This window comes from Flavobacterium sp. (genome assembly GCF_043760115.1).
Lineage (GTDB): Bacteria > Bacteroidota > Bacteroidia > Flavobacteriales > Flavobacteriaceae > Flavobacterium.
In genome coordinates, this window is sequence record NZ_JAYUPK010000113.1 from 22,443 (window position 1) to 43,508 (window position 21,066).

Below are 21,066 nucleotides of genomic sequence, written 5' to 3' on the forward strand. Positions count from 1 at the left end.
TCTTCTTTGGAGAAGGCTGGGATGAGGAAAAATCTAAAACTATGACACACGAAGAATTAACATTAAATATTGAAAAAGCATTAGAAGAAATTCGTCCTTTTTTAAATTCCGATGGTGGCGATATTTCGCTAGTTTCAATAGACGACGAAAAGCACGTTAAAGTTCGATTTGAAGGAGCATGCACAGGTTGTAGCGTCAATCAAATGACGTTAAAAGCTGGCGTAGAAACCACAATTAAACGCTATGCACCACAAATAGAAACTGTGGTAAATGTAGCATAGTGTTTTCCTGAGCGCAGTCGAAGGATTGGGCGTGACCCGAAAAGGGTCAGGCTGTACGCTATATCTTTTTTGGGCCGAAAAAAAATCGGCACAAAAAAGAATACCGCTTCCATCCTTCACGCAAATTGTAGTGAGAACAAAATAAATTTAAAATTAAAAAACGTAGTGACTTTGCGTCTTAGTGGCAAAAAACCAAAAACTCGCAACTCAAAACTCGCAACTTTATAACAATGATTAAAACAGACATATTAATAATAGGCGCAGGACCAACAGGACTTTTCGCAGTCTTCGAAGCAGGATTGTTAAAATTAAAATGCCACATAATTGATGCTTTGCCACAAGTTGGCGGACAATTATCAGAACTATATCCCAAAAAACCAATTTATGATATTCCTGGTTTTCCAGAAGTATTGGCAGGCGATTTGGTTTCCAATTTAATGGAACAAAGTAAGCAATTTCAACCCGGATTTACTTTAAATGAAAATGCCGAAACCATCGAAAAACAAGAAGACGGAACCTTTATAGTAACCACCAATAAAGGAACACAACACCAAGCCAATGCAGTTGCAATTGCTGGCGGATTAGGAAGTTTTGAACCCAGAAAACCATTACTAGACGACATTTCTTTTTACGAAGACAAAGGAGTAGAATATTTTGTAAAAGATCCTGAACTTTTCAGAAATAAAAAAATTGTAATCGCTGGTGGCGGAGATTCTGCATTGGATTGGAGTATTTTCCTTGCCGATGTAGCTTCATCAGTAACTTTAATTCATAGACGAAACGAATTTCGTGGCGCATTAGATTCAGTAGAGAAAGTTCAAGAATATAAAAAATTAGGCAAAATACACTTAATAACTCCAGCAGAAGTTACCGCATTAAATGGATCAGAAAAACTAGAATCTATTGATATTGAAGAAAATGGCGCACACAGAAATCTAGAAGCCGATTATTTTATTCCGCTTTTTGGACTAACGCCAAAATTGGGCACAATAGCCAATTGGGGTTTAGAAATAGAAAAAAACGCCATAAAAGTCAACAATTCATTAGATTATCAAACCAACATCGAAGGAATTTATGCCATTGGCGACGTAAATACGTATCCTGGAAAATTAAAATTAATTCTCTGCGGCTTTCACGAAGCTACATTAATGGTTCAAAGTGTTTATCAGCGAATGAATCCAGGAAAAAAATACGTGCTAAAATACACAACAGTTTCAGGCGTTGATGGTTTTGACGGAACACGAAAAGAAGCAGAAAAAGCAGTTGTAAAATCTATAGAATAAATTTTTACATTTGTAATAAAATTTAAATTATGGACGACTTTAAAATGGATAGAAGTATTGTATCAAAAGCTACTTTTGAAGAAGCTAATGATCACGTAACTTTTTATAAAGATAAAACAACTTTAGAAAGATTGAATGCTGCTTGTGATATTATAAATCATATTTTTCAATCGAGTCCAGATGATAAGGTTGATAGAACAATTTTTTCAAGTAGAGCTTATGCCAAATCTCTTTAACATTGATTTTCAGGATTTTCTAAGATTACTAGAAAAACATACTGTTGATTTTCTTTTAGTTGGTGGCTATACAGTAATTCTTCACGGATTCATCAGAAGCACAGGAGATTTAGATGTATGGATAGAAAGAAGTTCAAATAATTATCATAAATTAAAAAAAGTTTATTCTGATTTTGGCGCACCCATTTTTTCAGAAGAAGATTTTATGAGTGAAAAATTAGATGTTTGGAGTATTGGTGTTGAGCCAAGAAAAATTGAAATACTTACAAATGTTGATGGTCTTATTTTTGAGGAAAGCAAACAAAACTGTAAATGGTATAAATTTGAAGAGGTAAATGTTCCATACATTAATTTTGATGATCTAATCAAAAATAAAATTGCTACAGGGAGATATAAAGATTTAGCAGATGTTGAGCAATTAAAGAATAAAAAAAAATAAATGCAAGACATTACAATAAATATCACCGATAGAAATGGCCAAATTCACACTATTGATGCACCAACAGATATGAATTTAAATCTGATGGAAGTTATTAGAATGTACGAACTTGCCGAAGAAGGAACAATTGGGGTTTGTGGCGGAATGGCAATGTGTGCATCTTGTCAATGTTACATTTTGAACGATGTTTTAAAATCAGAACGAAATGATGATGAAGAAGCAATGTTAAGCGAAGCATATCATGTAAAACCCAACAGTAGACTGGGTTGTCAAATTAATATAACTTCTAACATTGAAGGTTTATCAATAGAAATTGCTCCAGAGCAATAATTTATTTAACATAATCACTCAAGTTTTTTGGAGTTTCAATATATTCTTTTACAATTTGCAAAACGCCATCTTCATTGGTGTCGATGAGCCATTTTATCAAAGCTATTTTTCCGTTTTCTATTTCTATTCCTGTTATGTTTCTTGGATGAACGCAACTTCCATCATTGAAAAAATTCAATAAATTTTCTTGAGGTTTAGGAAAGTGTGGTCTATGAGTATGTCCTACAATTGTTATAATATTTCCATTATCAGCAATCCATTTTTTTATTTTTCGCTCTACTTTTATACGTTCAAGATAATTTTTTGCTGGACTTGTTGGATCTTTTATTCCCCAAACTTGCAATGGTTTCCACAAAATTCTAACAAAAAATCGATTGAATTTCCAACCTACATAATTCATAAAATCGGCTTGATGACCGTGTGTTAAAAATAATTCTTGCCCAGTTTCTGTATTTTGCAAAACCAATGCCTCGTTAAAAGTTAGATTTGGCATTAATGGCATATTTTTACCTTCGGTAGTATCAAAATATTCAGACAAATTCTTTTTTACAATATTAGGATTTCTGTAAACCATATCGTGATTGCCATAAATCATATGTAATTTGTCTTTTAAATAGAACTTTTTGAGCAACAAAAAAACATTTTTATTGGCTTCGAGAACATCTTTAAAAAATAAGTTTTCCCACAATTCATCGCCATCACCAAGTTCTATATATTGAAAATCATTTTTGTAGTATTGATTTAAAGCATGCACATAAATATTACGATTATTCGCAAAATCATCGGCAAAACTTCCGTCGCCACGATGACAATCACTAAACAAAATAAACTTTGAAGTGTTGTTGAATGGAATTCGTTTTGCCTCGTTAAACGCTTTGGTTAATCTAGTTTGTGATGACATTCAATATTTTCTTACAGCACCAAAAATACATTTTTATTTTGACTAATATTGACAATACTGGGATATTAAAAACTTAAAAAAAAAAATTCAAAATCTTTGGTAGGGTTTTTTTTAACATATTTGTTATATTAACGAATTGTTATATTTTTGTTAATTAAATAAAAAATGAGATGAATAAAAAAATTACACTTTTGTTATTTTTTGTAGGTTTTGTAGGATACTGTCAATCTTTGCCTCAAGAAATGTATTATTCTGCGGATGGAAAAATTTTATTCACAGGTGGTCAACCTCAATTAGGGTTATACGATCCTGGATTTGTAAAAAATGTGTATTTAAATTTTGCTCAACCTGATTATTGGACTCAACTCACAAATAATTATGCTTCTGAAACTAATATTCCTGCAACAATGATTTACGAAGGGATAACTTATCCTGATGTTGGCATTCGATTTAGAGGAAATACTTCTTATACACAAATAGGAACTTCTCAAAAAAAATCTTTTGGAGTTGATATGGACTTCATAACAACTACACAAAATTTATTGGGATATTCAAGTTTAAAATTTAATAACGGACATCAAGATCCTTCCTTTATGAGAGAAGTCCTTTATAATAAAATGGCTCGTCGTTACACTCCTATAGCTAAAGGAAATTTTATTCATTTGTTTTTAAATAATCAAGATTGGGGATTATATCCTAATGTTCAAGCAATGGACAAAGGGTTTTTATCGCAATGGTTTTTAACCAATGATGGTGCGTTATTTAGAGCAACTCCACCTATTCCAACCGCTGGTCTACCAACTTGGGGCGATGGAACCGCTGGAATGAATTATCTTGGTGAAACTTTAGCACCTTATCAAGGATATTATACACTTAAATCTAATGATGTTGTAATTGATCCTTGGCAAAAATTAGTTGATGCTTGTCTGTCATTAAGCACAGCATCTGTGGCTACTATTGATGCTGTGAAGACAAAAATTGATGTTGATAAAATACTTTGGCATTTAGCTTGCGAAAATATTTTCACAGATGATGATAGTTATGTGATGAAAGGCAAAATGGATTATCTGGCCTATTATGAAGCAGAGACAGCTAGAATGACTTCATTAGAAATTGATGGAAATTCTTCTTTTCAAGCTCCTTTAGCAACCAATTGGACTCCTTTTAAGAATACAACAAATGTGAACTATCCTTTGTTAAATAAATTATTAAATGTTCCTGAATGGAGACAGCGTTATTTAGCACATTATAGAACTATATTATCAGAAACTTTTACTATCACTAATGCCAATGCAATTATAGATGGAATGAATGCACAAATTGGAGCTCTTGCTGCATCTGATCCAAAAAAACTATATACAACAGCAGAATACACAACAGAATTTAATGCGCTGAAAACATTTGTAACTAACAGAAGAGCATTTATTTCAGCAAATGCTGAGGTTCTTGAAGTTGCGCCTATTATTGCTTCAGCTAAATTTTATAATGGAAATTTACAAGAATACATTGAGCCAATAGCTAATGAAGTAGTTAATATTAAAGCTGTTGTAACTTCAGCATCTGGAATAAACAGAATAAATTTATATTATGCAACTGGAATTGTTGGAAATTTTACAAAAATTCAAATGTTTGATGATGCAGCCCATAATGATGGATTGGCAGGTGACGGAACGTTTGGTGCACAAATTCCTGGCTATATAGCTGGAACTTTTGTACGTTACTATGTTGAAGCTATTGCAAATAATGCTTCACTTTCAGCTTCTTATTTACCAACTGGAGCAGAACACGACATTTTTATTTACAGAGTACAACAAGTTCTTGGTCCAAACGGTGTTGTCATTAATGAAGTTATGGCGCAAAACACATCAACAATTACTGATGAAGTTGGCGATTTTGAGGACTGGATTGAACTTTATAATAACAATAATTTTTCAGTAAATTTAAGTGGATTTTATATCTCAGATACGTCAGCGATATTAACAAAATGGCAAATTCCTGCTGGAACAATAATTCCTGCAAATGGTTATTTAATTGTTTGGGCAGATAATGAACCACTAGATGGACCATTACATGCTAACTTTAGATTGTCATTATTGGGAGAATCATTAGTGTTATCTGACCCAAATTTACTGTTGGTTAATCAAGTCAATTTTAGTACACAAACCGCTAATCTAGGATTTGCTAGAGTACCTAATGGCACAGGAGGTTTTGTTATTCAATCACCAACTTATAACGCAAACAATTCACCGCTAAGTAATGCTAATTTTAATGAATTAAACCAAGAAATTAAAGTTTATCCTAATCCAACATCTTCTATAATAAATGTTGTAATTCCGAATTTAGAAGATAATCAAAAAATAAAAATTTACAACCAATTAGGACAATTAGTTACCGAAAACGAAGCATCAAATTTAACTAATATTGATATTAGCAGTTTAACTTCAGGAACTTATTTGCTGAGTTATGCTAACACAACAAAAAAAATTATAGTAATTAAATAAACCCAAAATGAAAAAATATTTTATAATAGCCCTAGTTTTATTTACACTCTTATCGTGCTCCAAAGAAGAAGGTTATGGTGGTTTAGCATCCATAAGTGGAAAAATTTTCGGTAAAGATTTCAATTCTAATGGAGTGTTGGTCAACGACGATTACATTGGAGGTATCAAAGTTTACATTAGCAAACATGGAGAGTCAGCATATTTCGATAGTATGGATTCTGCTTATAATGGCTCATTTAAATTCAAAAACTTATATGCTGGCAAATATGATTTATGGGTTTTTGGTGATTGTGATTCATGTGCTTGGGATCAAGTTTATAAATTGATAACTGTTGAAATTTCAAAAAAAGAGGATAAAGTTGTTAACGATATTGAAATCTCTTTCTAAATAATGATTCAAAATTTCATTCAATCCATTAAACCATTAAAATCTATTTCTTTACAGGAACTCGACAGTGTTTCACTACAAGACAGAATTGATAAAAAATTTGTATTGAGTAGCGAACAACTGAGACTAATTTTGCCTTGTTTAAAGGAAAATTATTCGGTTTTAGATATAGATGGAAACAGAGTCTTTTCATATGAAAACAATTATTTTGATACTAAAGACTTTCAGTTTTATAAAGACCATCACAATAGTTATTTGCACCGAATTAAAGTAAGAAGCAGAAAATATGTTGAATCTGATTTGAGTTTTTTTGAAATTAAAAAGAAAGAAAAGGTAGATAGAACTAATAAGTTTAGAGAGAAAGTAACCCATTTAATGTCAGAAATTGACAATGCTCAAAAAGAGGTAATACAAAGTTATACTCGAAAAAATATAGATGGAATTACCTTAATTTTAAAAAATAATTTTAAAAGAATCACTTTAGTTAATCATCAACATACAGAAAGAGTAACTATTGATTTAGAGTTGCAATTTATCCAAGACAATAAAACAATTCCACTTGAAAAAGTGGTAATTATCGAAATTAAACAATCAAAAATGACACAAACATCTCCACTTGCAAACTTTTTTAAGTCAAATAATATCAGAAAAAATAGTTTTAGCAAATATATTTATGGAGTACTTATTTTTAATACAGAAATTAAGAATAATAATTTTTTATCACTAATAAAAAAAATAAAAAGTATTTAACCATGGAAACAGAAGTAGTCTTAAATAGCGTATTTGAAATCAAGGATTTTATTACTAGATCACTAATAGATTTAGCAGCTATAATAATTTTAGTTGGATTTATTTATTATCCAAAACATAAAAATAAAGATTTTATTTTCACCTTTATTTTATTTAATGTTATCAATTTTATGATTTGTTATCTTTTAGGATCTACAAAAATTAAAATGGGATTTGCCTTTGGGTTATTTGCTATTTTTTCTATAATTCGCTACCGAACTATTGTTGTTTCTATAAAAGACATGGGTTATTTCTTTATGTGTGTAGCGTTGGGAATGTTAAATTCTTTAGCGTCCATTAAAGATAGTTTTTTGATGCTTTTAATTTGTAATTTAATAATTGTACTACTAACTTTTTTATTGGAAAACTTAAACTTTCTAAAAAACGAAAATTATAAAGAAATAATTTATGATAGAGTTGAGCTAGTAAGACCTGAAAATAGAGAAGAATTGATTCAAGATTTAACCTCAAGAACAGGTTTGTCTATTCATAAAGTTGATATTATCTCACTGAATTACTTAAAAGATACCGCTTTAGTAAAGGCCTATTATTATGCTAAAGAAAGCGAAAACATTTTACCAACATCAATGGATAACGACTAATATGCAAACAAAAAAAACATTATTTATTCTACTGTTTCTAGCAATTGTTCTTTATTCATCTGCTCAAACCAATACCGACTTTCAATTTAGATTTGCTCCTTCTATTGATTATAAAATTAATAAAAAATGGAAAGTTGGCTTTAACTATCGTTATGGTTTAGAAAAAGATATTTCTACATTTCAATCAAGTGTTTTTCAGTTTTCTGGAGAGTACAAAATCAATAAAAAAATTAGCATAGAAGCAGGTTATCGTTTTTCAACTTCCTATGAAGCTAATAATCAACGATTGTTTACGTCATTTCTTTTTGACTTTAAAATAAAGAAATTCACATTAAGTTCAAGAACACGTTATCAATTTAGTACATCCTATTTTAATACCGATTTTTGGAACGAATTCAAAGAACCAAATCAATACATTCGTCAAAAATTTACATTAGATTATAATATTCCTAAAAGCAAAGCTTCTGTTTATTTCTCACCTGAATTTTTTGTAAAATGGGATGATTCGAGATTTAAATACAATAGAACACGTTACCAACTTGGGAGTAATTACAATCTAAAATATGGAAGTACAATTGGATTGTCATTAGTTTATGAAGATAAATGGAATTCTACAAAAACAGATCGATTTATTATAACTACAAAATACAATTTATCTATTGATGAGTTGATGAAAAAAAAGAAGAAGAAGAATAAAAAATCTAAAAAAGAGAAAGACTAAGATTGTCAATCATAAAAAATGCTTTTCAATATTGAAAAGCATTTTCTTTATAAATTATTTCCAAATTATATCTTTTAGAATAATAAATTTAATTTTTATTTAAAAGCTGGAATTCCAGTAATGTCTGCGCCAGTTATCAACAAATGAATGTCGTGCGTACCTTCGTAAGTCAACACCGATTCTAAATTCATCATATGTCGCATAATTGAATATTCACCTGTAATTCCCATTCCACCAAGCATTTGACGTGCTTCACGAGCAATTTCTACAGCCATCATAACATTGTTACGTTTTGCCATAGATATTTGAGCCGTTGTTGCTTTTCCTTCATTTCTCAAAACACCTAAACGCCACGTAAGTAATTGTGCTTTAGTGATTTCAGTTATCATTTCTGCCAGTTTCTTTTGTTGCAATTGTGTTCCAGCAATAGGTTTGTCAAATTGAATTCTTTCTTTTGCATAACGCAAAGCGGTATCATAACAATCCATTGCGGCACCAATTGCACCCCAAGCTATTCCATATCTTGCAGAGTCTAAACATTGCATTGGCGCACCAAGTCCAGATTTTCCTGGCATTAAATTTTCTTTTGGAACTTTCACATTATTAAAAACCAGTTCTCCAGTTGCACTTGCACGAAGTGACCACTTGTTGTGCGTTTCTGGCGTTGTAAAACCTTCCATTCCGCGTTCTACAATTAATCCGTGAATTCTTCCTGCTTCATCTTTTGCCCAAACTACAGCAATATCTGCAAATGGCGCATTCGAAATCCACATTTTGGCGCCATTTAAAAGATAATGATCGCCCATATCTTTAAAATTTGAAGTCATTCCGCTTGGATTAGAACCGTGATCTGGTTCAGTCAATCCAAAACAGCCCATCATTTCGCCAGTAGCTAATTTTGGTAAATATTTTCTGCGTTGTTCTTCGGTTCCAAATTTCCAAATTGGATACATAACTAAAGAAGATTGTACTGATGATGTGGAACGAACACCAGAATCACCGCGCTCAATTTCTTGCATAATCAATCCGTACGAAATTTGATCCAATCCTGCACCACCATATTCTTCTGGAATATAAGGTCCAAAACCACCTATTTCGCCCAAACCTTTTATAATTTGTTTAGGAAATTCGGCACGTTGCGCATAGTCTTCTATAATTGGTGAAACTTCACGTTTTACCCACGCACGAGCAGAATCGCGCACTAATTTATGTTCTTCTGTTAGCAATTCGTCTAACAAATAATAATCTGGAGATTGAAATAAATCTGGTTTCATATAGTATAAATAATAATATAACTGAGTTTTATGTTTACTAAAACGTATGCAAAGTTACTAAAACATTATTGAGAAAGTGTTCAACGTTTGTTATTTTTTTCTGAAGCAATTTCCAGCAATACATTACAAGATTTTAGCAAAAAAAGAACTTTTTCTAGATAAAAAAAGAGCTTCTTTGGTCGCTTTTTTTCATCAAGAAAAACTAATCTTTTTTTGCTAAAATGCTTTCCATTTCTTTCTGGGCTGGGCTACATCTTTAAATAAAAATCTTTTGTAAGATTGATATATTCGTTAGTATATTCGTGTCTATTAATTTCAACTACCAACTCATCTGCAACTAAAACAGGTAATTCAAAACGTTTAAAAGCCAATAAACTTCTAACAATTGGTGAAGTATGAGAACCTTTTACACGAGTTACTTTTATAGGAAAAAGTTCCACTTCGGCACACAAATCTATAAAACGCTCTTCTTCTTTAAAAGGAATAACAACAGCAAAAATTCCATTTTCTGACAATAATAAATCAGCAGCTTCAACCAAATCTTCAAATGGCAATGCGTCTTGAAATCTAGCCAAATCGCGTTGCGAATTATCTGTTTTAAAATCTTCAGAATAAAATGGTGGATTAGAAATAATTAAATCATATTCATCTTCTGGATCGTCTACAAATTCATCCAAACCAGCGTGAAAACAAAACAATCTATCACTCCAAGGTGCGTTTTCAAAGTTAAAAACACACTCTTCATAAGCGTTTTCTTCAATTTCAATAGCATCAATTTGTTCAGCATTACTTCTTTGCGCTATCATCAAAGACAAAATTCCAGTTCCAGCACCAACATCTAAAACAGAAATAGGATTATTATCAATTGGACACCAAGCACCAAGTAATACAGCATCTGTGCCAATTTTCATTGCACTTTGGTCTTGTTTTACAGAAAATTGTTTGAATGAAAACATAATAAAATTCCAATATTTTAAATTCCAAATTTCAAATAGATCTAAATAAAAATTGAAATTTTTTATTTCTTATTTAGTTGTTTTTGTTATAATTTTAGATAGAATTTTTCTTAATTCTTCACATTCAATAATTAATTCTTTTGAAATTACATCAAAATCTGAATTTAATTCCTGTAGTAACCTAAGCCAATATTTAGATTCCTTCGCTTCTTTTCTTGCAATTTTTAATCGAAATAACAAATCTTTATCACCAAGTTTTTCATTAGCTTCTATATAATTTGCTCCAACAGAACCAGATGATCTTACTAATTGTTTTCCATCTTCAATATTAGAAGTTGTTTTTGGCAATTTTCGAATGTATAATCTGCAATCTCTAGCAAATAAATAAGTTCTTTCTTCTAAATCAAATGGTTTATTCATAAAATTTGGAATTTGGAATTTTTTTTTGGAATTTTTTAAGTTTGGGATTTGAAATTTTTTTTTTGGAATTTGGAATTTTATTTATGGAATTTTTTTAAAGTTGGAATTTGGAATTTGGAATTTTAAATATTGGAATTTATTAAAGATACATTTCTACCAAACCTTCTGGTAAATTCATAATAACTATTTTATTCTTTCTATCAATTTTTACTAAAAAGTGATCAATCATCGGAATAAGAATTTCTACATCACCATTCAAAACCTCAAAAAGTGGTTGTGCAGTAGAATCATTTATAGATTGAATTTTTCCAAAAACTCCAATTCGTTGGTCTTCAATTTCAAATCCTATTACTTCATGAAAATAAAATTTATTGCCTTCAAGTTTTGGCAATAGTGAAAGTGGTAAATAAACTGCTGCACCCAAAAGTTTGTCAGCTTCTTCTTCGTTATCTACGTCTTCAAATTGTACTCTTAAGAAATCATTTTTATGAATAGAAGAGTTTTCAATAAAAAATGGAACCAGATTTTTGTTAAATTCAACAAAAACTGATTCCATATTCTCATATAATTCTGGTTCATCCGTATCTAAATAGATAAGAACTTCACCTTTAAAGCTAAATTTCTTTGCGATTTTGCCTAGATAGAAACAATCTTCTTTACGCATTATCGCTTTTTTATTATGCTTCTTTTTCTTCACTAGCTTCGTCTGTAGCAGGAGTTTCCTCAACAGTTACATCTGCAACTTGTTCTGCACCAGCTTCAACAACTGGAGTTTCTTCAACTACAACCTCTTCTGCAGCAACTTCTACAACTGGAGTTTCTTCTATTGCAACTTCTTCTGCAGCAGCTTCAACAACTGGAGATTCTTCAGCTACAACTTCTTCTACTTCAACAACTTCTGGAGCTTCTGCGGCTTTTGCAGCTTCAGCAGCAGCATTTGCACGTTTGTCATTAGCAACCTTTTCAGCTTTTAAAGCTTTAGCTTTAGCTTCTTGTTGAACTTTAGATAAACCATCTTTTTTAGCATCAACTTTACCAACTTTTTCTTCTAACCAAGCAGCTAATTTTGCATCAGCTTGTTCTTGAGTTAAAGCACCTTTACGAATTCCACCATCAAGATGATGTTTCAATAAAGCACCTTTGTAAGATAAAATTGCTTTAGCAGTATCTGTTGGTTGTGCACCATTGTGTAACCATTGAACCGCTTTGTCAATATCTAAATCAACTGTTGCTGGGTTTGTGTTTGGATTATAAGTACCTAATTTTTCAAGGTATCTACCATCTCTTTTTGAGCGAGCATCTGCTGCTACGATCCAGTAAAAAGGTCTTTGTTTTTTACCGTGTCTTTGTAATCTAATTTTTACTGACATAATCTTTTGATTAAATTTTGAGGTTCTCGACCTCGATTAATTAAGGGTGCAAAGATATAAAACTTTTTCATTCAAACTAATAGAATAATAAAAATAGATTTTTTTGTTTTTTTAAGTTAAATTTCGTTGACAATTCATAAAAAAAACTATTTTTGTTTTTATATAAAAAATGCTTTATGAAAAAAATAGCTTCATTAATTATAGTGTTAATACTGCTTTCTTCATGTCAGGAAGATGTGCAATTTAATAATCCAGGTTTTCAAGCTTATAGAGACGGAGTACTTTTTAGAGGAATTGATGTTAAAGCATTCAAATCGGCTAATGGTAAAATTACGTTACAAGCACTTGCTCAAGATGAAGAGTTGAGTTTAGATGTTTCTAATTCAACAGTTGGAACTTATTTTTTAGGAACTACCAATACTAATAATTTAGCAACTTATTCTTCCAGTTTTAATGATGTAATTCTAGAATATGCAACTGTTGTTGTTTCTGGACCAGTTGCTAAAATTGCTACTCCATTAATTTCTGGTGGTTCTACTTATGTTACTGGAACTGGTATTGCAACAACTGGTGGTTCTGGTTCTGGTTTAACAGTAAAAACTACAGTTAATGCTAGTGGAACTATAACCGAAGTTAAAATTTCTTCTCCAGGAATAAATTATCTTTCTGGCGATATTATTACAATTACTGGCGGAAATAATACTGCAAAATTTAGAGTTTTAAATGTAGAAGGTAGTAATGGTGAAATAACTATTACCGAAAATGATGGTGCAACAATTTCTGGTGTTTTCAAGTTTAATGCAATTATCAATAATGGAAATTCTGAAGCTAATGAACTTGTTAATTTTCAATATGGTGAGTTTTACAAAGTGCCTATTTTTCCTGCACCTTAATTATATATAATTGTGTTTTAACATATTGATACGTTAAATATTCACAATTTAAATTGAGAATCAGTTTATTTACTTTACCTTTGTAATCAAATTTTAAAATAATATTATGAATATTTTTGTTGGAAGCCTTCCGTTTAGCATAGACGAAGCAGATTTAAGAGAGTCTTTTGAAGTATACGGTACAGTTGCTTCTGTTAAAATAATTACTGATAAATTTACTGGAAGAAGTAAAGGTTTCGGTTTTATAGAAATGGAAAATGACGAAGAGGCAGAAAAAGCAATTACGGAATTAAATGGTGCTACTGTTGACGGTAGAACTATTGTAGTAAATAAATCAGAGCCAAAACCAGAAGGAGAAAGAAGATCATTCTCTAACAACCGTCCAAGTGGTGGTGGTGGATACAATGGTGGTGGAAATTCTCGTGGTGGCGGTAGCGGTGGTTACGGCGGTGGCGGAAACAGAGACAGTAATGGTGGTGGAAACAGAGGAAGATACTAAATAAACCATTCAATACATATATTAAAACCATTCGTAAAACGGATGGTTTTTTTTTACAATTATTTTGAAAAAAATAGTAACTTTAAATTTATTTATAAATTATTTATTTTAATAAAATGGTATTAGTCACTGGAGGAACAGGTTTAGTAGGATCTTATTTATTACTTCATCTGTTGGAAAACGAAAAAAATGTTAAAGCTATTTTTAAAAATATAAAAAATATCGAAAAAACTAAAGCTCTTTTTAAAATACTAGAAAAAGAATTTTTATTTGATAAAATTAATTGGATTGAATCAGACATTTTAGACGTTCCATCATTAGAAATTGCGTTTCAAAATGTGGATTATGTTTATCATTGCGCTGCTTTAATATCTTTTGATCCAAGTGACGAAAACAAACTTAGAAAAACCAATATAGAAGGAACTGCTAACATTGTAAATTTTTGTTTAGCCAAAAATATAAAAAAACTTTGCTTTGTTTCAAGTATTGCCGCACTTGGAGATTTACTATCAAATGAAAATATAAAAACAGAAGAAACAGAATGGAATCCAGAGAAATTTCATAGTGATTATGCTATATCAAAATATGGCGCAGAAATGGAAGTATGGCGAGCGCAACAAGAAGGATTAAATGTTGTAATTGTTAATCCAGGTATAATTTTTGGTGCAGGTTTTTGGAATGATGGTAGTGGCGCTTTTTTTTCGTCAATTAAAAAAGGGTTTCCTTTTTACACTAATGGAAAATCTGGGTATGTGGCAGCAACAGATGTTGTTAAAATAATGTACCAATTAATGAATAGTAAACATACTGGCGAACGCTATATTTTAATATCAGAAAATATAACTTACAAAGATATTATTTATTCAATTGCAGAAAAAATTAATGCCAAAAAACCAACTATTGAAGCTACATCTTGGTTATTAAATCTTGCTTGGAGATTGGATTGGATTTCAACTAAAATTTTTAAAACCAAAAGAAAAATATCTAAATATGCTGCACAATCATTAGTAAACGAAGAGGAAATTTCTAATAAAAAAATTAAAGATGCTTTAAACTTTACTTTTCAAAGTGTAAATGATTGTATAAATGAAGTTGGAGGTTTATTTAATAAAAATTACAGCAAATAAAAATATTTAATTTGTACTAAATCTAAAACTTTAAACGTTATAAACTAGGTATAAACAAATTGTTTATTATTTTTACCACTTAATTTATTATTTATGGCTTCATCGTTTGACAAATTTCAAAAACGTAGGTTAATTTCATCTTATTTTTCAGTAGTTCTAAGTGTATTTTTAGTATTGTTTTTACTAGGAATGCTTGGACTATTTATTATAAATTCTAAAAGATTATCAGATAATTTTAAAGAAGATATTGTTATGACCGTTTTCTTTAAAAACGAAGCTACAGATACAGTTTTTAAAGCATTCGATGCAGAAATGAAAGTTGGAAAATTTGCTAAAGATTTTAAATATATTTCTAAAGATGATGCTGCAAAGCAACATAAAGACATAATTGGCGAAGATTTTATGAAATTTCTAGGTACAAATCCGTTATATAATTCTTATGATATTCATTTAAAATCAGAATTTGTTACCAATCCAGGATTTGCAAATATGGAAACTCAAATAAGAAAAAATCCAATGGTTGCAGATGTTGTATACGACAAACAATTGATAACGCTTGTAAACGACAACATAAAAAAAATAACTTTATGGGTTTTAGTTATTAGTGGCGTTTTTGCAATAATCTCTGTTTTGTTAATTAACAGTTCGTTACGTCTTTCTATTTATGCCAACAGATTTATTATAAAAACTATGCAATTAGTTGGAGCAACCAAAGAATTTATTAGAAAACCATTTGTTAGAAGAAGCGTAATTCTTGGAATTATTGGTTCAGTTTTAGCGATTTTTGCTATTGTTGGAGTTTTATTTTACATTAATTTTAATTATCCAACAATAGATATTTTTAAAGATTTAAATTTAACAATTGCTGTTTTAGTTGGCGTTTTGGTAATGGGAATTTTAATTACTTGGATAAGTACACACTTTGCCACACAGCGATTCTTAAATTTAAGAACAGACGATTTATATTAGACAATAAAAATATAGAGGACAAGATTGCTTCGTTCCTCACAATGACATTATGAAAAATAACGAACAAAAACCTGAGTTTCTTTTTGACAAAGTAAATTATAAATCTTTACTTATCGGAATTGTAGTAATTGCAGTTGGATTTATATTAATGAGTGGTGGCGGAAGCGAAGATCCAAAAGTTTTTAATGAAGCCGAATTGTTTAGTTTTAGAAGAATAAGATTAGCTCCAACCCTAGTTTTAATAGGATTTGGAATTACAATTTATTCTATATTTAAAAAATCTAAATAATAAATGGATTATTTACAAGCCATTATTCTTGCAATTATTGAAGGAATTACAGAATTTTTACCAATTTCTTCAACTGGTCATATGATTATTGCAAGTTCTTTTTTTGGAATTGCTCAAGACGATTTTACCAAACTTTTTACAATTGTTATTCAACTTGGAACTATATTATCGGTTTTAGTTTTATACTTTAAACGTTTTTTTCAAAGTTTAGATTTTTATTTTAAATTAGTAGTTGCTTTTATTCCAGCAGTTGTTTTTGGATTACTTTTAGGAAAGAAAATTGATGCTTTATTAGAAAATCCAGTAACTGTTGCCATTTCTTTACTTATTGGCGGAATTATTTTACTAAAAGTGGACGATTGGTTTACTAAAGATACAGAAGTTACAGAAAGTCAAGAAGTATCTTATTTAACAGCTTTTAAAATAGGAATGTTTCAATGTCTAGCAATGATTCCTGGAGTTTCAAGAAGTGGCGCAAGTATAGTTGGCGGAATGTCACAAAAATTATCTAGAACAACCGCAGCCGAATTTTCATTCTTTTTAGCAGTTCCAACAATGCTTGGCGCAACAATAAAAAAATGTTATGATTATTATAAAGATGGATTTGTTTTAAATCAAGATCAAATAAATTTTTTAATTATTGGTAATATTGTTGGATTTATAGTAGCACTTATTGCAATTAAAAGTTTTATTGGATTTCTAAGTAAAAACGGATTTAAAATTTTTGGATATTATAGAATTGTAGTTGGAATTGCTTTGCTTATTATTCATTTTTTTATTCAAAAACTAGACGTAATTTAATGACAGCCGAAGATTTTTTAAACGGTCAAATACTATTGATAGACAAGCCATTAACTTGGAGTTCGTTTCAGGCAGTTAACAAATTGAAATATATTTTAAAACGAAAGTTTGATTTACCCAAAAAATTTAAAATTGGTCACGCAGGAACTTTAGATCCATTGGCAACAGGATTATTAATTATTTGTACAGGAAAATTCACAAAATCTATTACCGAAATTCAAGCGCAATCTAAAGAATATACTGGAACAATAACTGTTGGTGCTACTACGCCTAGTTACGATTTAGAAACCGAAATTGATTTTACCTTTCCAACTTCACATATAAATGAAGCATTAATTTTAGAAACTACAAGACAATTTATCGGTGAAATAGATCAAAAACCACCCATTTTTTCTGCAATAAAAAAAGATGGAAAGCGATTGTATGAACACGCACGTGCAGGCGAAGAAGTTGAAATTGCTTTTAGAAAAACTATTATTTACGAATTTGAAATTACTAGAATTGAACTTCCAGAAATAGATTTTAGAGTAACTTGCAGTAAAGGAACTTACATTAGATCATTAGCTTTTGACTTTGGAAAAGCACTTCAATCTGGTGGCTATTTATCTAAATTGAGACGTACAAAAATTGGAGAATATTGGGTTGAAAATGGATGTTCTCCAGAAGAATTTGAAAATAAAATCAATGGTGTTGTATGAAGAAACTTTTACTAATTTTTTTCTTATTTTTAATAAATTCATTGGCTTTTTCTCAAGAATTTGAAGAAGAATTAAAACCAAAAATCAGTCATTTTTTTACCCAATTTGATGTTACAATTCCTATAGTTGGAAATCCCGATGCAAATAAAGAATATATAAATGGAATTAAAAATACCAATAGAAATTGGTTTGTGCCAGACGGAATTAATGCCAAAATTGGTTACGGAATTCAACAAAGTCGTTGGGTAGGATTAAGTTTACACACAGGAATTGATTGGAAAGCAACTGAAAAATTGGTTGCAGTTCCAGTTTATGCCAACTTTAGATTTAGTCCATCATTAGGTTATGGCTCAAGAGTTACAATGCAATTTGGGTATGGAAAAGCATTCGCATTGGGAAGAGGAAATTTATCTGGAACTTATAAAAAAATAAGTTTAGGAGTTGAAACAGATGAAGATTTAATTATTTTTATTGAAGTTGCCGATTATCAAATGAAAGTTGGTCAATTTAAATCTGTTGGAAGTGTGAGTTTAGGAATTGCATTGCGAACTTTTTAAAATTGAATTATATTTTTTCTTATCTTTACATTATAATGATTAAATTGTAGATTATGAAAACTGCTAAAGAAAAATCTAAAAATCTTGCTACTCCAGGCAAACCAATGACTCAAGATCAATTTTCTGCTTTAATTAAAGAAGCCGAAAATGGAGAGTTTATGACAGAAAAGGAATTTAATGCAAAATTTGACAAATGGTTGATGGAAAGAAAGAAGTAGTTCGTTCACAATTTCTTTTCAATGATTTACAAGACATATATGAATATGGTGAAGTGACATTTGGAGTAAAAGCAGCATTAGTTTTTCTAGAAGACTTAAAAATTAGAGTTAAAAATTTAGAAACTCAATACCTTCTTCACCCAGAATGTCGACATCTAGAAACCAAAACTAAAATTTACAGAAACATAATTTTAGGTTCTTACTTAATAATTTACAGAATAACTTCTAAAAGAATTGAAGTTTTAAGAGCTTTTCACGGAAGTCGTTCTCCAAGAATCATTAAAAAAGTTAGAAAAGTAAAAATTTAAATTACTTTATTAAACCAATAATTTCTTGCTGAGTTGAAACACCTTTATCTTGCAAATACCATTTTTGTAAATCTGTTTTTATAGTTTCGTCTATTATTCCAAATTTTTCCTTGTAGTTTTTTACCAAATCTATTGCTGGCTTTGGTCGTGGTCCAAAATGATTAATTACTTTTAAAGTGTCTTTTTCTAATAAAATTAAAATCGGAATTGACTTACTTCCATTAGTTAAAAAATTATTCATCAACGCCTCATTATCATCTCGAAGTACAATTCTAAAATCAATTTTATTAGAAGTTAAAGCCATTTTGTTTGTAATTGGCAAGATTTGAGCAGCATCGCCACACCAACCTTCGCTGATAACTAGCCAAATATAATCAGCTTTTAAATTTTCTAAAAAAGATTTTACATCATCTGTAACTTTCATAGTTTTATCCAATCTGTGCATTCTTGCTTCGTTCAATTCAGTATAATGTACCAAACTTTCCGATTGTTCGTTGCCAGTAACTTTTCCGTTTTTGAATAAATTGGTTACAAGATATCTGTATTCTTGATAAGAAAAACTATTTGAAAGACTATTTTCTAAAATCGATTTCATTAAATTTAAATTTATTAAACAAAAATACTGCTAATTCTTTATTGAAAAATTGAAATTAAGTTAAATTAAATTTGCTATTTTTAAACTCAAATTAAATTTATGGATTTTAGCACAACATCTAATGGTTATGTATTGTCTGGTGGTGGATCTAAAGGTTTGGCTCATGCTGGCGCGCTAAAATTTTTTGAAGAAAAAAATATTTTTCCATCACATATTGCAGGTTCAAGCGCAGGAGCAATTGTTGCTGGTTTATATTCAATTGGAAAATCGCCCGAAGAAATTTTGAGTTTTTTTAAATCTATATATTTTTTTCATTGGAAACATTTTACTTTCAAAAAAGCTGGTTTTATTGATTCAGAATCGTTTAAAAGTTATTTTAAAGATGTTTTTAAAGATAATTTAATTGGCGATTTAAAAATTCCTGTTTACATAACTGCAACCGATATGGTAAAAGGAAAATTAAAAGTTTTTACCGAAGAAACTAAAATTGTAGATGCTATTTTGGCTTCGTCGGCATTTCCTGGAATTATTTCTCCTTATGAAATTGAAGGAAATTTATATAGCGATGGCGGCATTTTAAATCATTTTCCAACAGATATTTTACAAGGCAGATGCGACAAAATTATTGGTATTTATGTAAGTCCTATTCAAAAAATTGAAGCATCAGATTTGCAATCTATAAAATCTGTTACAACTCGTGCTTTCGATTTATTGTCTGCAAATTCAAATAGTTCTAAATTTAATTCTTGCGATTGGATTATAGAACCAGAAGAATTATCTAAATACAGCACATTTGAAACCAGTAAAACTAAAATGGATAAAATATTTGACATTGGATATCAAGCAGCAAAAAAATCATTTGAAACATTAGAAACATAATTTTTTACTACACTATTTCACAAAAATATTTAATAACTATATTTGCACAACAAAATTGAATCTTGATTAAAAAAAGATTCTGAACTAAATTCAGAATAAATGACTTGAGCGTAAGCGACAGCAATACACAAATAAAAAATAAAACGGAATCTTGATTAAAAAGATTCTGAACTAAATTCAGAATAAATGACTTGAGCGTAAGCGACAGCATTACACAAATAAAAAATAAAAAAGAGTAATGAAATACAAAAGAATTCTTCTAAAATTAAGTGGCGAAGCATTGATGGGCGAAAGACAATATGGAATTGACCCAAAAACACTTTCAGAATATGCTGATGAAATTAAGCAAATTCATGATAAAGGTGTACAAATTGCAATAGTTATTGGTGGAGGAAACATTTTTAGAGGAGTTGCTGGCGCAAGTAATGGAATGGACAGAGTTCAAGGCGATTATATGGGAATGCTTGCCACAGTTATAAACGGAATGGCTTTGCAAGGCGCACTTGAAGACAAAGGAATGCTAACAAGATTGCAAACTGCCTTAAAAATTGAAGCAATTGCCGAACCTTATATTAAAAGAAGAGCAGTTCGTCATCTTGAAAAAGGAAGAATTGTAATTTTTGGCGCAGGAACAGGAAATCCATATTTACAACAGATACAGCAGCAGTTTTACGTGGTGTAGAAGTTCACGCAGATGTAATTTTAAAAGGTACAAGAGTTGATGGCGTTTATTCTGCCGATC

Annotated in this window: 27 protein-coding genes and 2 pseudogenes; 22 read left to right on the plus strand and 7 right to left on the minus strand. The window is 30.2% G+C overall.

The annotated features are described in order from the left end of the window. The first annotated feature begins 41 nt into the window (after window positions 1-41). The 5 genes from ACH2BC_RS09610 (at window position 42) to ACH2BC_RS09630 (ending at window position 2,569) form a co-directional block, all read left to right on the plus strand. Window positions 42-281, plus strand: a complete 240-nt coding sequence (locus ACH2BC_RS09610) for a NifU family protein (protein ID WP_395053779.1) — start codon at window positions 42-44, stop codon at window positions 279-281. A gap of 230 nt (window positions 282-511) precedes the next feature. Then, entirely contained in the window at window positions 512-1,564 is a 1,053-nt protein-coding gene (locus ACH2BC_RS09615) for an NAD(P)/FAD-dependent oxidoreductase (RefSeq protein WP_395053780.1), read from the plus strand. A gap of 29 nt (window positions 1,565-1,593) precedes the next feature. Further along, window positions 1,594-1,800, plus strand: a complete 207-nt coding sequence (locus tag ACH2BC_RS09620) for a hypothetical protein (protein ID WP_395053781.1) — start codon at window positions 1,594-1,596, stop codon at window positions 1,798-1,800. Further along, window positions 1,784-2,239 (plus strand): DUF6036 family nucleotidyltransferase, encoded by a 456-nt coding sequence (locus tag ACH2BC_RS09625; RefSeq protein ID WP_395053782.1) that lies wholly within the window; start codon window positions 1,784-1,786, stop codon window positions 2,237-2,239. Before ACH2BC_RS09620 ends, ACH2BC_RS09625 begins: the two co-directional genes overlap by 17 nt. Further along, the gene (locus tag ACH2BC_RS09630; protein ID WP_395053783.1) at window positions 2,240-2,569 is read left to right on the plus strand and encodes a ferredoxin; all 330 of its coding nucleotides are present in this window, start codon (window positions 2,240-2,242) and stop codon (window positions 2,567-2,569) included. Between the two features lies 1 nt (window position 2,570). On the opposite strand, the gene ACH2BC_RS09635 is transcribed toward ACH2BC_RS09630, so the two are convergent. Then, window positions 2,571-3,470 (minus strand): metallophosphoesterase, encoded by a 900-nt coding sequence (locus ACH2BC_RS09635; RefSeq protein WP_395053784.1) that lies wholly within the window; start codon window positions 3,468-3,470, stop codon window positions 2,571-2,573. Between the two features lie 170 nt (window positions 3,471-3,640). On the opposite strand from ACH2BC_RS09635, the gene ACH2BC_RS09640 reads away from it, so the two are divergent. The 5 genes from ACH2BC_RS09640 to ACH2BC_RS09660 are packed head-to-tail and all read left to right on the plus strand — an operon-like array spanning window position 3,641 to window position 8,471. After that, a complete protein-coding gene (locus tag ACH2BC_RS09640; RefSeq protein WP_395053785.1) occupies window positions 3,641-5,971 on the plus strand; it encodes a CotH kinase family protein in 2,331 nt (776 codons plus the stop codon). A 7-nt stretch (window positions 5,972-5,978) separates the two neighbouring features. Continuing rightward, the gene (locus ACH2BC_RS09645) at window positions 5,979-6,359 is read left to right on the plus strand and encodes a hypothetical protein (protein WP_395053786.1); all 381 of its coding nucleotides are present in this window, start codon (window positions 5,979-5,981) and stop codon (window positions 6,357-6,359) included. Window positions 6,360-6,362: 3 nt separating this feature from the next. After that, window positions 6,363-7,109, plus strand: a complete 747-nt coding sequence (locus ACH2BC_RS09650; RefSeq protein WP_395053787.1) for a polyphosphate polymerase domain-containing protein — start codon at window positions 6,363-6,365, stop codon at window positions 7,107-7,109. A gap of 2 nt (window positions 7,110-7,111) precedes the next feature. Then, window positions 7,112-7,750 (plus strand): DUF4956 domain-containing protein, encoded by a 639-nt coding sequence (locus ACH2BC_RS09655; RefSeq protein ID WP_395053788.1) that lies wholly within the window; start codon window positions 7,112-7,114, stop codon window positions 7,748-7,750. A 1-nt stretch (window position 7,751) separates the two neighbouring features. Beyond that, complete coding sequence (locus tag ACH2BC_RS09660; RefSeq protein WP_395053789.1) at window positions 7,752-8,471, plus strand: DUF2490 domain-containing protein; 720 nt, start codon at window positions 7,752-7,754, stop codon at window positions 8,469-8,471. A gap of 95 nt (window positions 8,472-8,566) precedes the next feature. Here the strand turns inward: ACH2BC_RS09660 and ACH2BC_RS09665 are convergent, their stop codons facing one another. The 5 genes and pseudogenes from ACH2BC_RS09665 to ACH2BC_RS09685 all read right to left on the minus strand — a co-directional run. Continuing rightward, the gene (locus ACH2BC_RS09665; RefSeq protein WP_395053790.1) at window positions 8,567-9,745 is read right to left on the minus strand and encodes an acyl-CoA dehydrogenase family protein; all 1,179 of its coding nucleotides are present in this window, start codon (window positions 9,743-9,745) and stop codon (window positions 8,567-8,569) included. Window positions 9,746-9,993: 248 nt separating this feature from the next. Next, window positions 9,994-10,701 carry a tRNA1(Val) (adenine(37)-N6)-methyltransferase gene (locus ACH2BC_RS09670; RefSeq protein ID WP_395053791.1) on the minus strand — a complete coding sequence of 236 codons (708 nt, stop codon included), beginning with the start codon at window positions 10,699-10,701 and terminating at the stop codon, window positions 9,994-9,996. Window positions 10,702-10,770: 69 nt separating this feature from the next. Then, entirely contained in the window at window positions 10,771-11,121 is a 351-nt protein-coding gene (locus ACH2BC_RS09675) for a four helix bundle protein (RefSeq protein WP_395053792.1), read from the minus strand. A 139-nt stretch (window positions 11,122-11,260) separates the two neighbouring features. Continuing rightward, window positions 11,261-11,785 carry a ribosome maturation factor RimM gene (gene rimM, locus ACH2BC_RS09680; RefSeq protein ID WP_395053793.1) on the minus strand — a complete coding sequence of 175 codons (525 nt, stop codon included), beginning with the start codon at window positions 11,783-11,785 and terminating at the stop codon, window positions 11,261-11,263. A gap of 154 nt (window positions 11,786-11,939) precedes the next feature. Beyond that, a pseudogene (locus ACH2BC_RS09685) lies at window positions 11,940-12,491 on the minus strand (30S ribosomal protein S16); the annotation flags it as partial. A gap of 176 nt (window positions 12,492-12,667) precedes the next feature. Here ACH2BC_RS09685 and ACH2BC_RS09690 point away from each other — a divergent pair. The 10 genes from ACH2BC_RS09690 to ACH2BC_RS09735 all read left to right on the plus strand — a co-directional run bounded on the left by ACH2BC_RS09690 (window position 12,668) and on the right by ACH2BC_RS09735 (window position 18,850). Continuing rightward, on the plus strand, window positions 12,668-13,384 hold the full coding sequence (locus tag ACH2BC_RS09690) for a DUF6252 family protein (protein WP_395053794.1): 717 nt from the start codon (window positions 12,668-12,670) through the stop codon (window positions 13,382-13,384). A 106-nt stretch (window positions 13,385-13,490) separates the two neighbouring features. After that, entirely contained in the window at window positions 13,491-13,883 is a 393-nt protein-coding gene (locus ACH2BC_RS09695; RefSeq protein ID WP_395053795.1) for an RNA recognition motif domain-containing protein, read from the plus strand. Window positions 13,884-13,999: 116 nt separating this feature from the next. Beyond that, window positions 14,000-15,010 carry an NAD-dependent epimerase/dehydratase family protein gene (locus ACH2BC_RS09700; RefSeq protein WP_395053796.1) on the plus strand — a complete coding sequence of 337 codons (1,011 nt, stop codon included), beginning with the start codon at window positions 14,000-14,002 and terminating at the stop codon, window positions 15,008-15,010. 93 nt (window positions 15,011-15,103) lie between these two features. Continuing rightward, a complete protein-coding gene (locus tag ACH2BC_RS09705; protein WP_395053797.1) occupies window positions 15,104-15,979 on the plus strand; it encodes a cell division protein FtsX in 876 nt (291 codons plus the stop codon). 49 nt (window positions 15,980-16,028) lie between these two features. After that, complete coding sequence (locus tag ACH2BC_RS09710; RefSeq protein ID WP_395053798.1) at window positions 16,029-16,268, plus strand: DUF3098 domain-containing protein; 240 nt, start codon at window positions 16,029-16,031, stop codon at window positions 16,266-16,268. A 3-nt stretch (window positions 16,269-16,271) separates the two neighbouring features. Continuing rightward, window positions 16,272-17,069: an undecaprenyl-diphosphate phosphatase gene (locus ACH2BC_RS09715; RefSeq protein ID WP_395053799.1), complete on the plus strand. Its 798-nt coding sequence runs from the start codon at window positions 16,272-16,274 to the stop codon at window positions 17,067-17,069. Then, entirely contained in the window at window positions 17,069-17,767 is a 699-nt protein-coding gene (gene truB / locus ACH2BC_RS09720; protein ID WP_395053800.1) for a tRNA pseudouridine(55) synthase TruB, read from the plus strand. The genes ACH2BC_RS09715 and truB overlap by 1 nt, the downstream gene beginning before the upstream one ends. Next, window positions 17,764-18,324, plus strand: coding sequence for a hypothetical protein (locus ACH2BC_RS09725; protein WP_395053801.1), 561 nt, complete (start codon window positions 17,764-17,766; stop codon window positions 18,322-18,324). The genes truB and ACH2BC_RS09725 overlap by 4 nt, the downstream gene beginning before the upstream one ends. Window positions 18,325-18,377: 53 nt before the next feature. Continuing rightward, window positions 18,378-18,542, plus strand: a complete 165-nt coding sequence (locus tag ACH2BC_RS09730) for a hypothetical protein (protein WP_395053802.1) — start codon at window positions 18,378-18,380, stop codon at window positions 18,540-18,542. After that, window positions 18,518-18,850: a type II toxin-antitoxin system RelE/ParE family toxin gene (locus ACH2BC_RS09735; protein WP_395053803.1), complete on the plus strand. Its 333-nt coding sequence runs from the start codon at window positions 18,518-18,520 to the stop codon at window positions 18,848-18,850. Before ACH2BC_RS09730 ends, ACH2BC_RS09735 begins: the two co-directional genes overlap by 25 nt. A gap of 1 nt (window position 18,851) precedes the next feature. Here ACH2BC_RS09735 and ACH2BC_RS09740 read toward each other — a convergent pair whose 3' ends face one another. Beyond that, a complete protein-coding gene (locus ACH2BC_RS09740) occupies window positions 18,852-19,445 on the minus strand; it encodes a thioredoxin family protein (protein WP_395053804.1) in 594 nt (197 codons plus the stop codon). Between the two features lie 99 nt (window positions 19,446-19,544). On the opposite strand from ACH2BC_RS09740, the gene ACH2BC_RS09745 reads away from it, so the two are divergent. After that, the gene (locus ACH2BC_RS09745) at window positions 19,545-20,324 is read left to right on the plus strand and encodes a patatin-like phospholipase family protein (protein ID WP_395053805.1); all 780 of its coding nucleotides are present in this window, start codon (window positions 19,545-19,547) and stop codon (window positions 20,322-20,324) included. 238 nt (window positions 20,325-20,562) lie between these two features. Next, a pseudogene (locus ACH2BC_RS09750) lies at window positions 20,563-21,066 on the plus strand (uridine monophosphate kinase); the annotation flags it as partial.

Coding starts and splice junctions, on each gene's coding strand:
- ACH2BC_RS09650 (WP_395053787.1), top strand. CDS start 6,363: ATGATTCAAAATTTCATTCAATCCATTAAACCATTAAAATCTATTTCT.
- ACH2BC_RS09620 (WP_395053781.1), top strand. CDS start 1,594: ATGGACGACTTTAAAATGGATAGAAGTATTGTATCAAAAGCTACTTTT.
- ACH2BC_RS09695 (WP_395053795.1), top strand. CDS start 13,491: ATGAATATTTTTGTTGGAAGCCTTCCGTTTAGCATAGACGAAGCAGAT.
- ACH2BC_RS09615 (WP_395053780.1), top strand. CDS start 512: ATGATTAAAACAGACATATTAATAATAGGCGCAGGACCAACAGGACTT.
- ACH2BC_RS09645 (WP_395053786.1), top strand. CDS start 5,979: ATGAAAAAATATTTTATAATAGCCCTAGTTTTATTTACACTCTTATCG.
- ACH2BC_RS09630 (WP_395053783.1), top strand. CDS start 2,240: ATGCAAGACATTACAATAAATATCACCGATAGAAATGGCCAAATTCAC.
- rimM (WP_395053793.1), bottom strand. CDS start 11,785: ATGCGTAAAGAAGATTGTTTCTATCTAGGCAAAATCGCAAAGAAATTT.
- ACH2BC_RS09625 (WP_395053782.1), top strand. CDS start 1,784: ATGCCAAATCTCTTTAACATTGATTTTCAGGATTTTCTAAGATTACTA.
- ACH2BC_RS09610 (WP_395053779.1), top strand. CDS start 42: ATGACACACGAAGAATTAACATTAAATATTGAAAAAGCATTAGAAGAA.
- ACH2BC_RS09660 (WP_395053789.1), top strand. CDS start 7,752: ATGCAAACAAAAAAAACATTATTTATTCTACTGTTTCTAGCAATTGTT.
- ACH2BC_RS09670 (WP_395053791.1), bottom strand. CDS start 10,701: ATGTTTTCATTCAAACAATTTTCTGTAAAACAAGACCAAAGTGCAATG.
- ACH2BC_RS09715 (WP_395053799.1), top strand. CDS start 16,272: ATGGATTATTTACAAGCCATTATTCTTGCAATTATTGAAGGAATTACA.
- ACH2BC_RS09655 (WP_395053788.1), top strand. CDS start 7,112: ATGGAAACAGAAGTAGTCTTAAATAGCGTATTTGAAATCAAGGATTTT.
- truB (WP_395053800.1), top strand. CDS start 17,069: ATGACAGCCGAAGATTTTTTAAACGGTCAAATACTATTGATAGACAAG.
- ACH2BC_RS09700 (WP_395053796.1), top strand. CDS start 14,000: ATGGTATTAGTCACTGGAGGAACAGGTTTAGTAGGATCTTATTTATTA.
- ACH2BC_RS09740 (WP_395053804.1), bottom strand. CDS start 19,445: ATGAAATCGATTTTAGAAAATAGTCTTTCAAATAGTTTTTCTTATCAA.
- ACH2BC_RS09730 (WP_395053802.1), top strand. CDS start 18,378: ATGAAAACTGCTAAAGAAAAATCTAAAAATCTTGCTACTCCAGGCAAA.
- ACH2BC_RS09705 (WP_395053797.1), top strand. CDS start 15,104: ATGGCTTCATCGTTTGACAAATTTCAAAAACGTAGGTTAATTTCATCT.
- ACH2BC_RS09735 (WP_395053803.1), top strand. CDS start 18,518: ATGGTTGATGGAAAGAAAGAAGTAGTTCGTTCACAATTTCTTTTCAAT.
- ACH2BC_RS09725 (WP_395053801.1), top strand. CDS start 17,764: ATGAAGAAACTTTTACTAATTTTTTTCTTATTTTTAATAAATTCATTG.
- ACH2BC_RS09635 (WP_395053784.1), bottom strand. CDS start 3,470: ATGTCATCACAAACTAGATTAACCAAAGCGTTTAACGAGGCAAAACGA.
- ACH2BC_RS09710 (WP_395053798.1), top strand. CDS start 16,029: ATGAAAAATAACGAACAAAAACCTGAGTTTCTTTTTGACAAAGTAAAT.
- ACH2BC_RS09665 (WP_395053790.1), bottom strand. CDS start 9,745: ATGAAACCAGATTTATTTCAATCTCCAGATTATTATTTGTTAGACGAA.
- ACH2BC_RS09640 (WP_395053785.1), top strand. CDS start 3,641: ATGAATAAAAAAATTACACTTTTGTTATTTTTTGTAGGTTTTGTAGGA.
- ACH2BC_RS09745 (WP_395053805.1), top strand. CDS start 19,545: ATGGATTTTAGCACAACATCTAATGGTTATGTATTGTCTGGTGGTGGA.
- ACH2BC_RS09690 (WP_395053794.1), top strand. CDS start 12,668: ATGAAAAAAATAGCTTCATTAATTATAGTGTTAATACTGCTTTCTTCA.
- ACH2BC_RS09675 (WP_395053792.1), bottom strand. CDS start 11,121: ATGAATAAACCATTTGATTTAGAAGAAAGAACTTATTTATTTGCTAGA.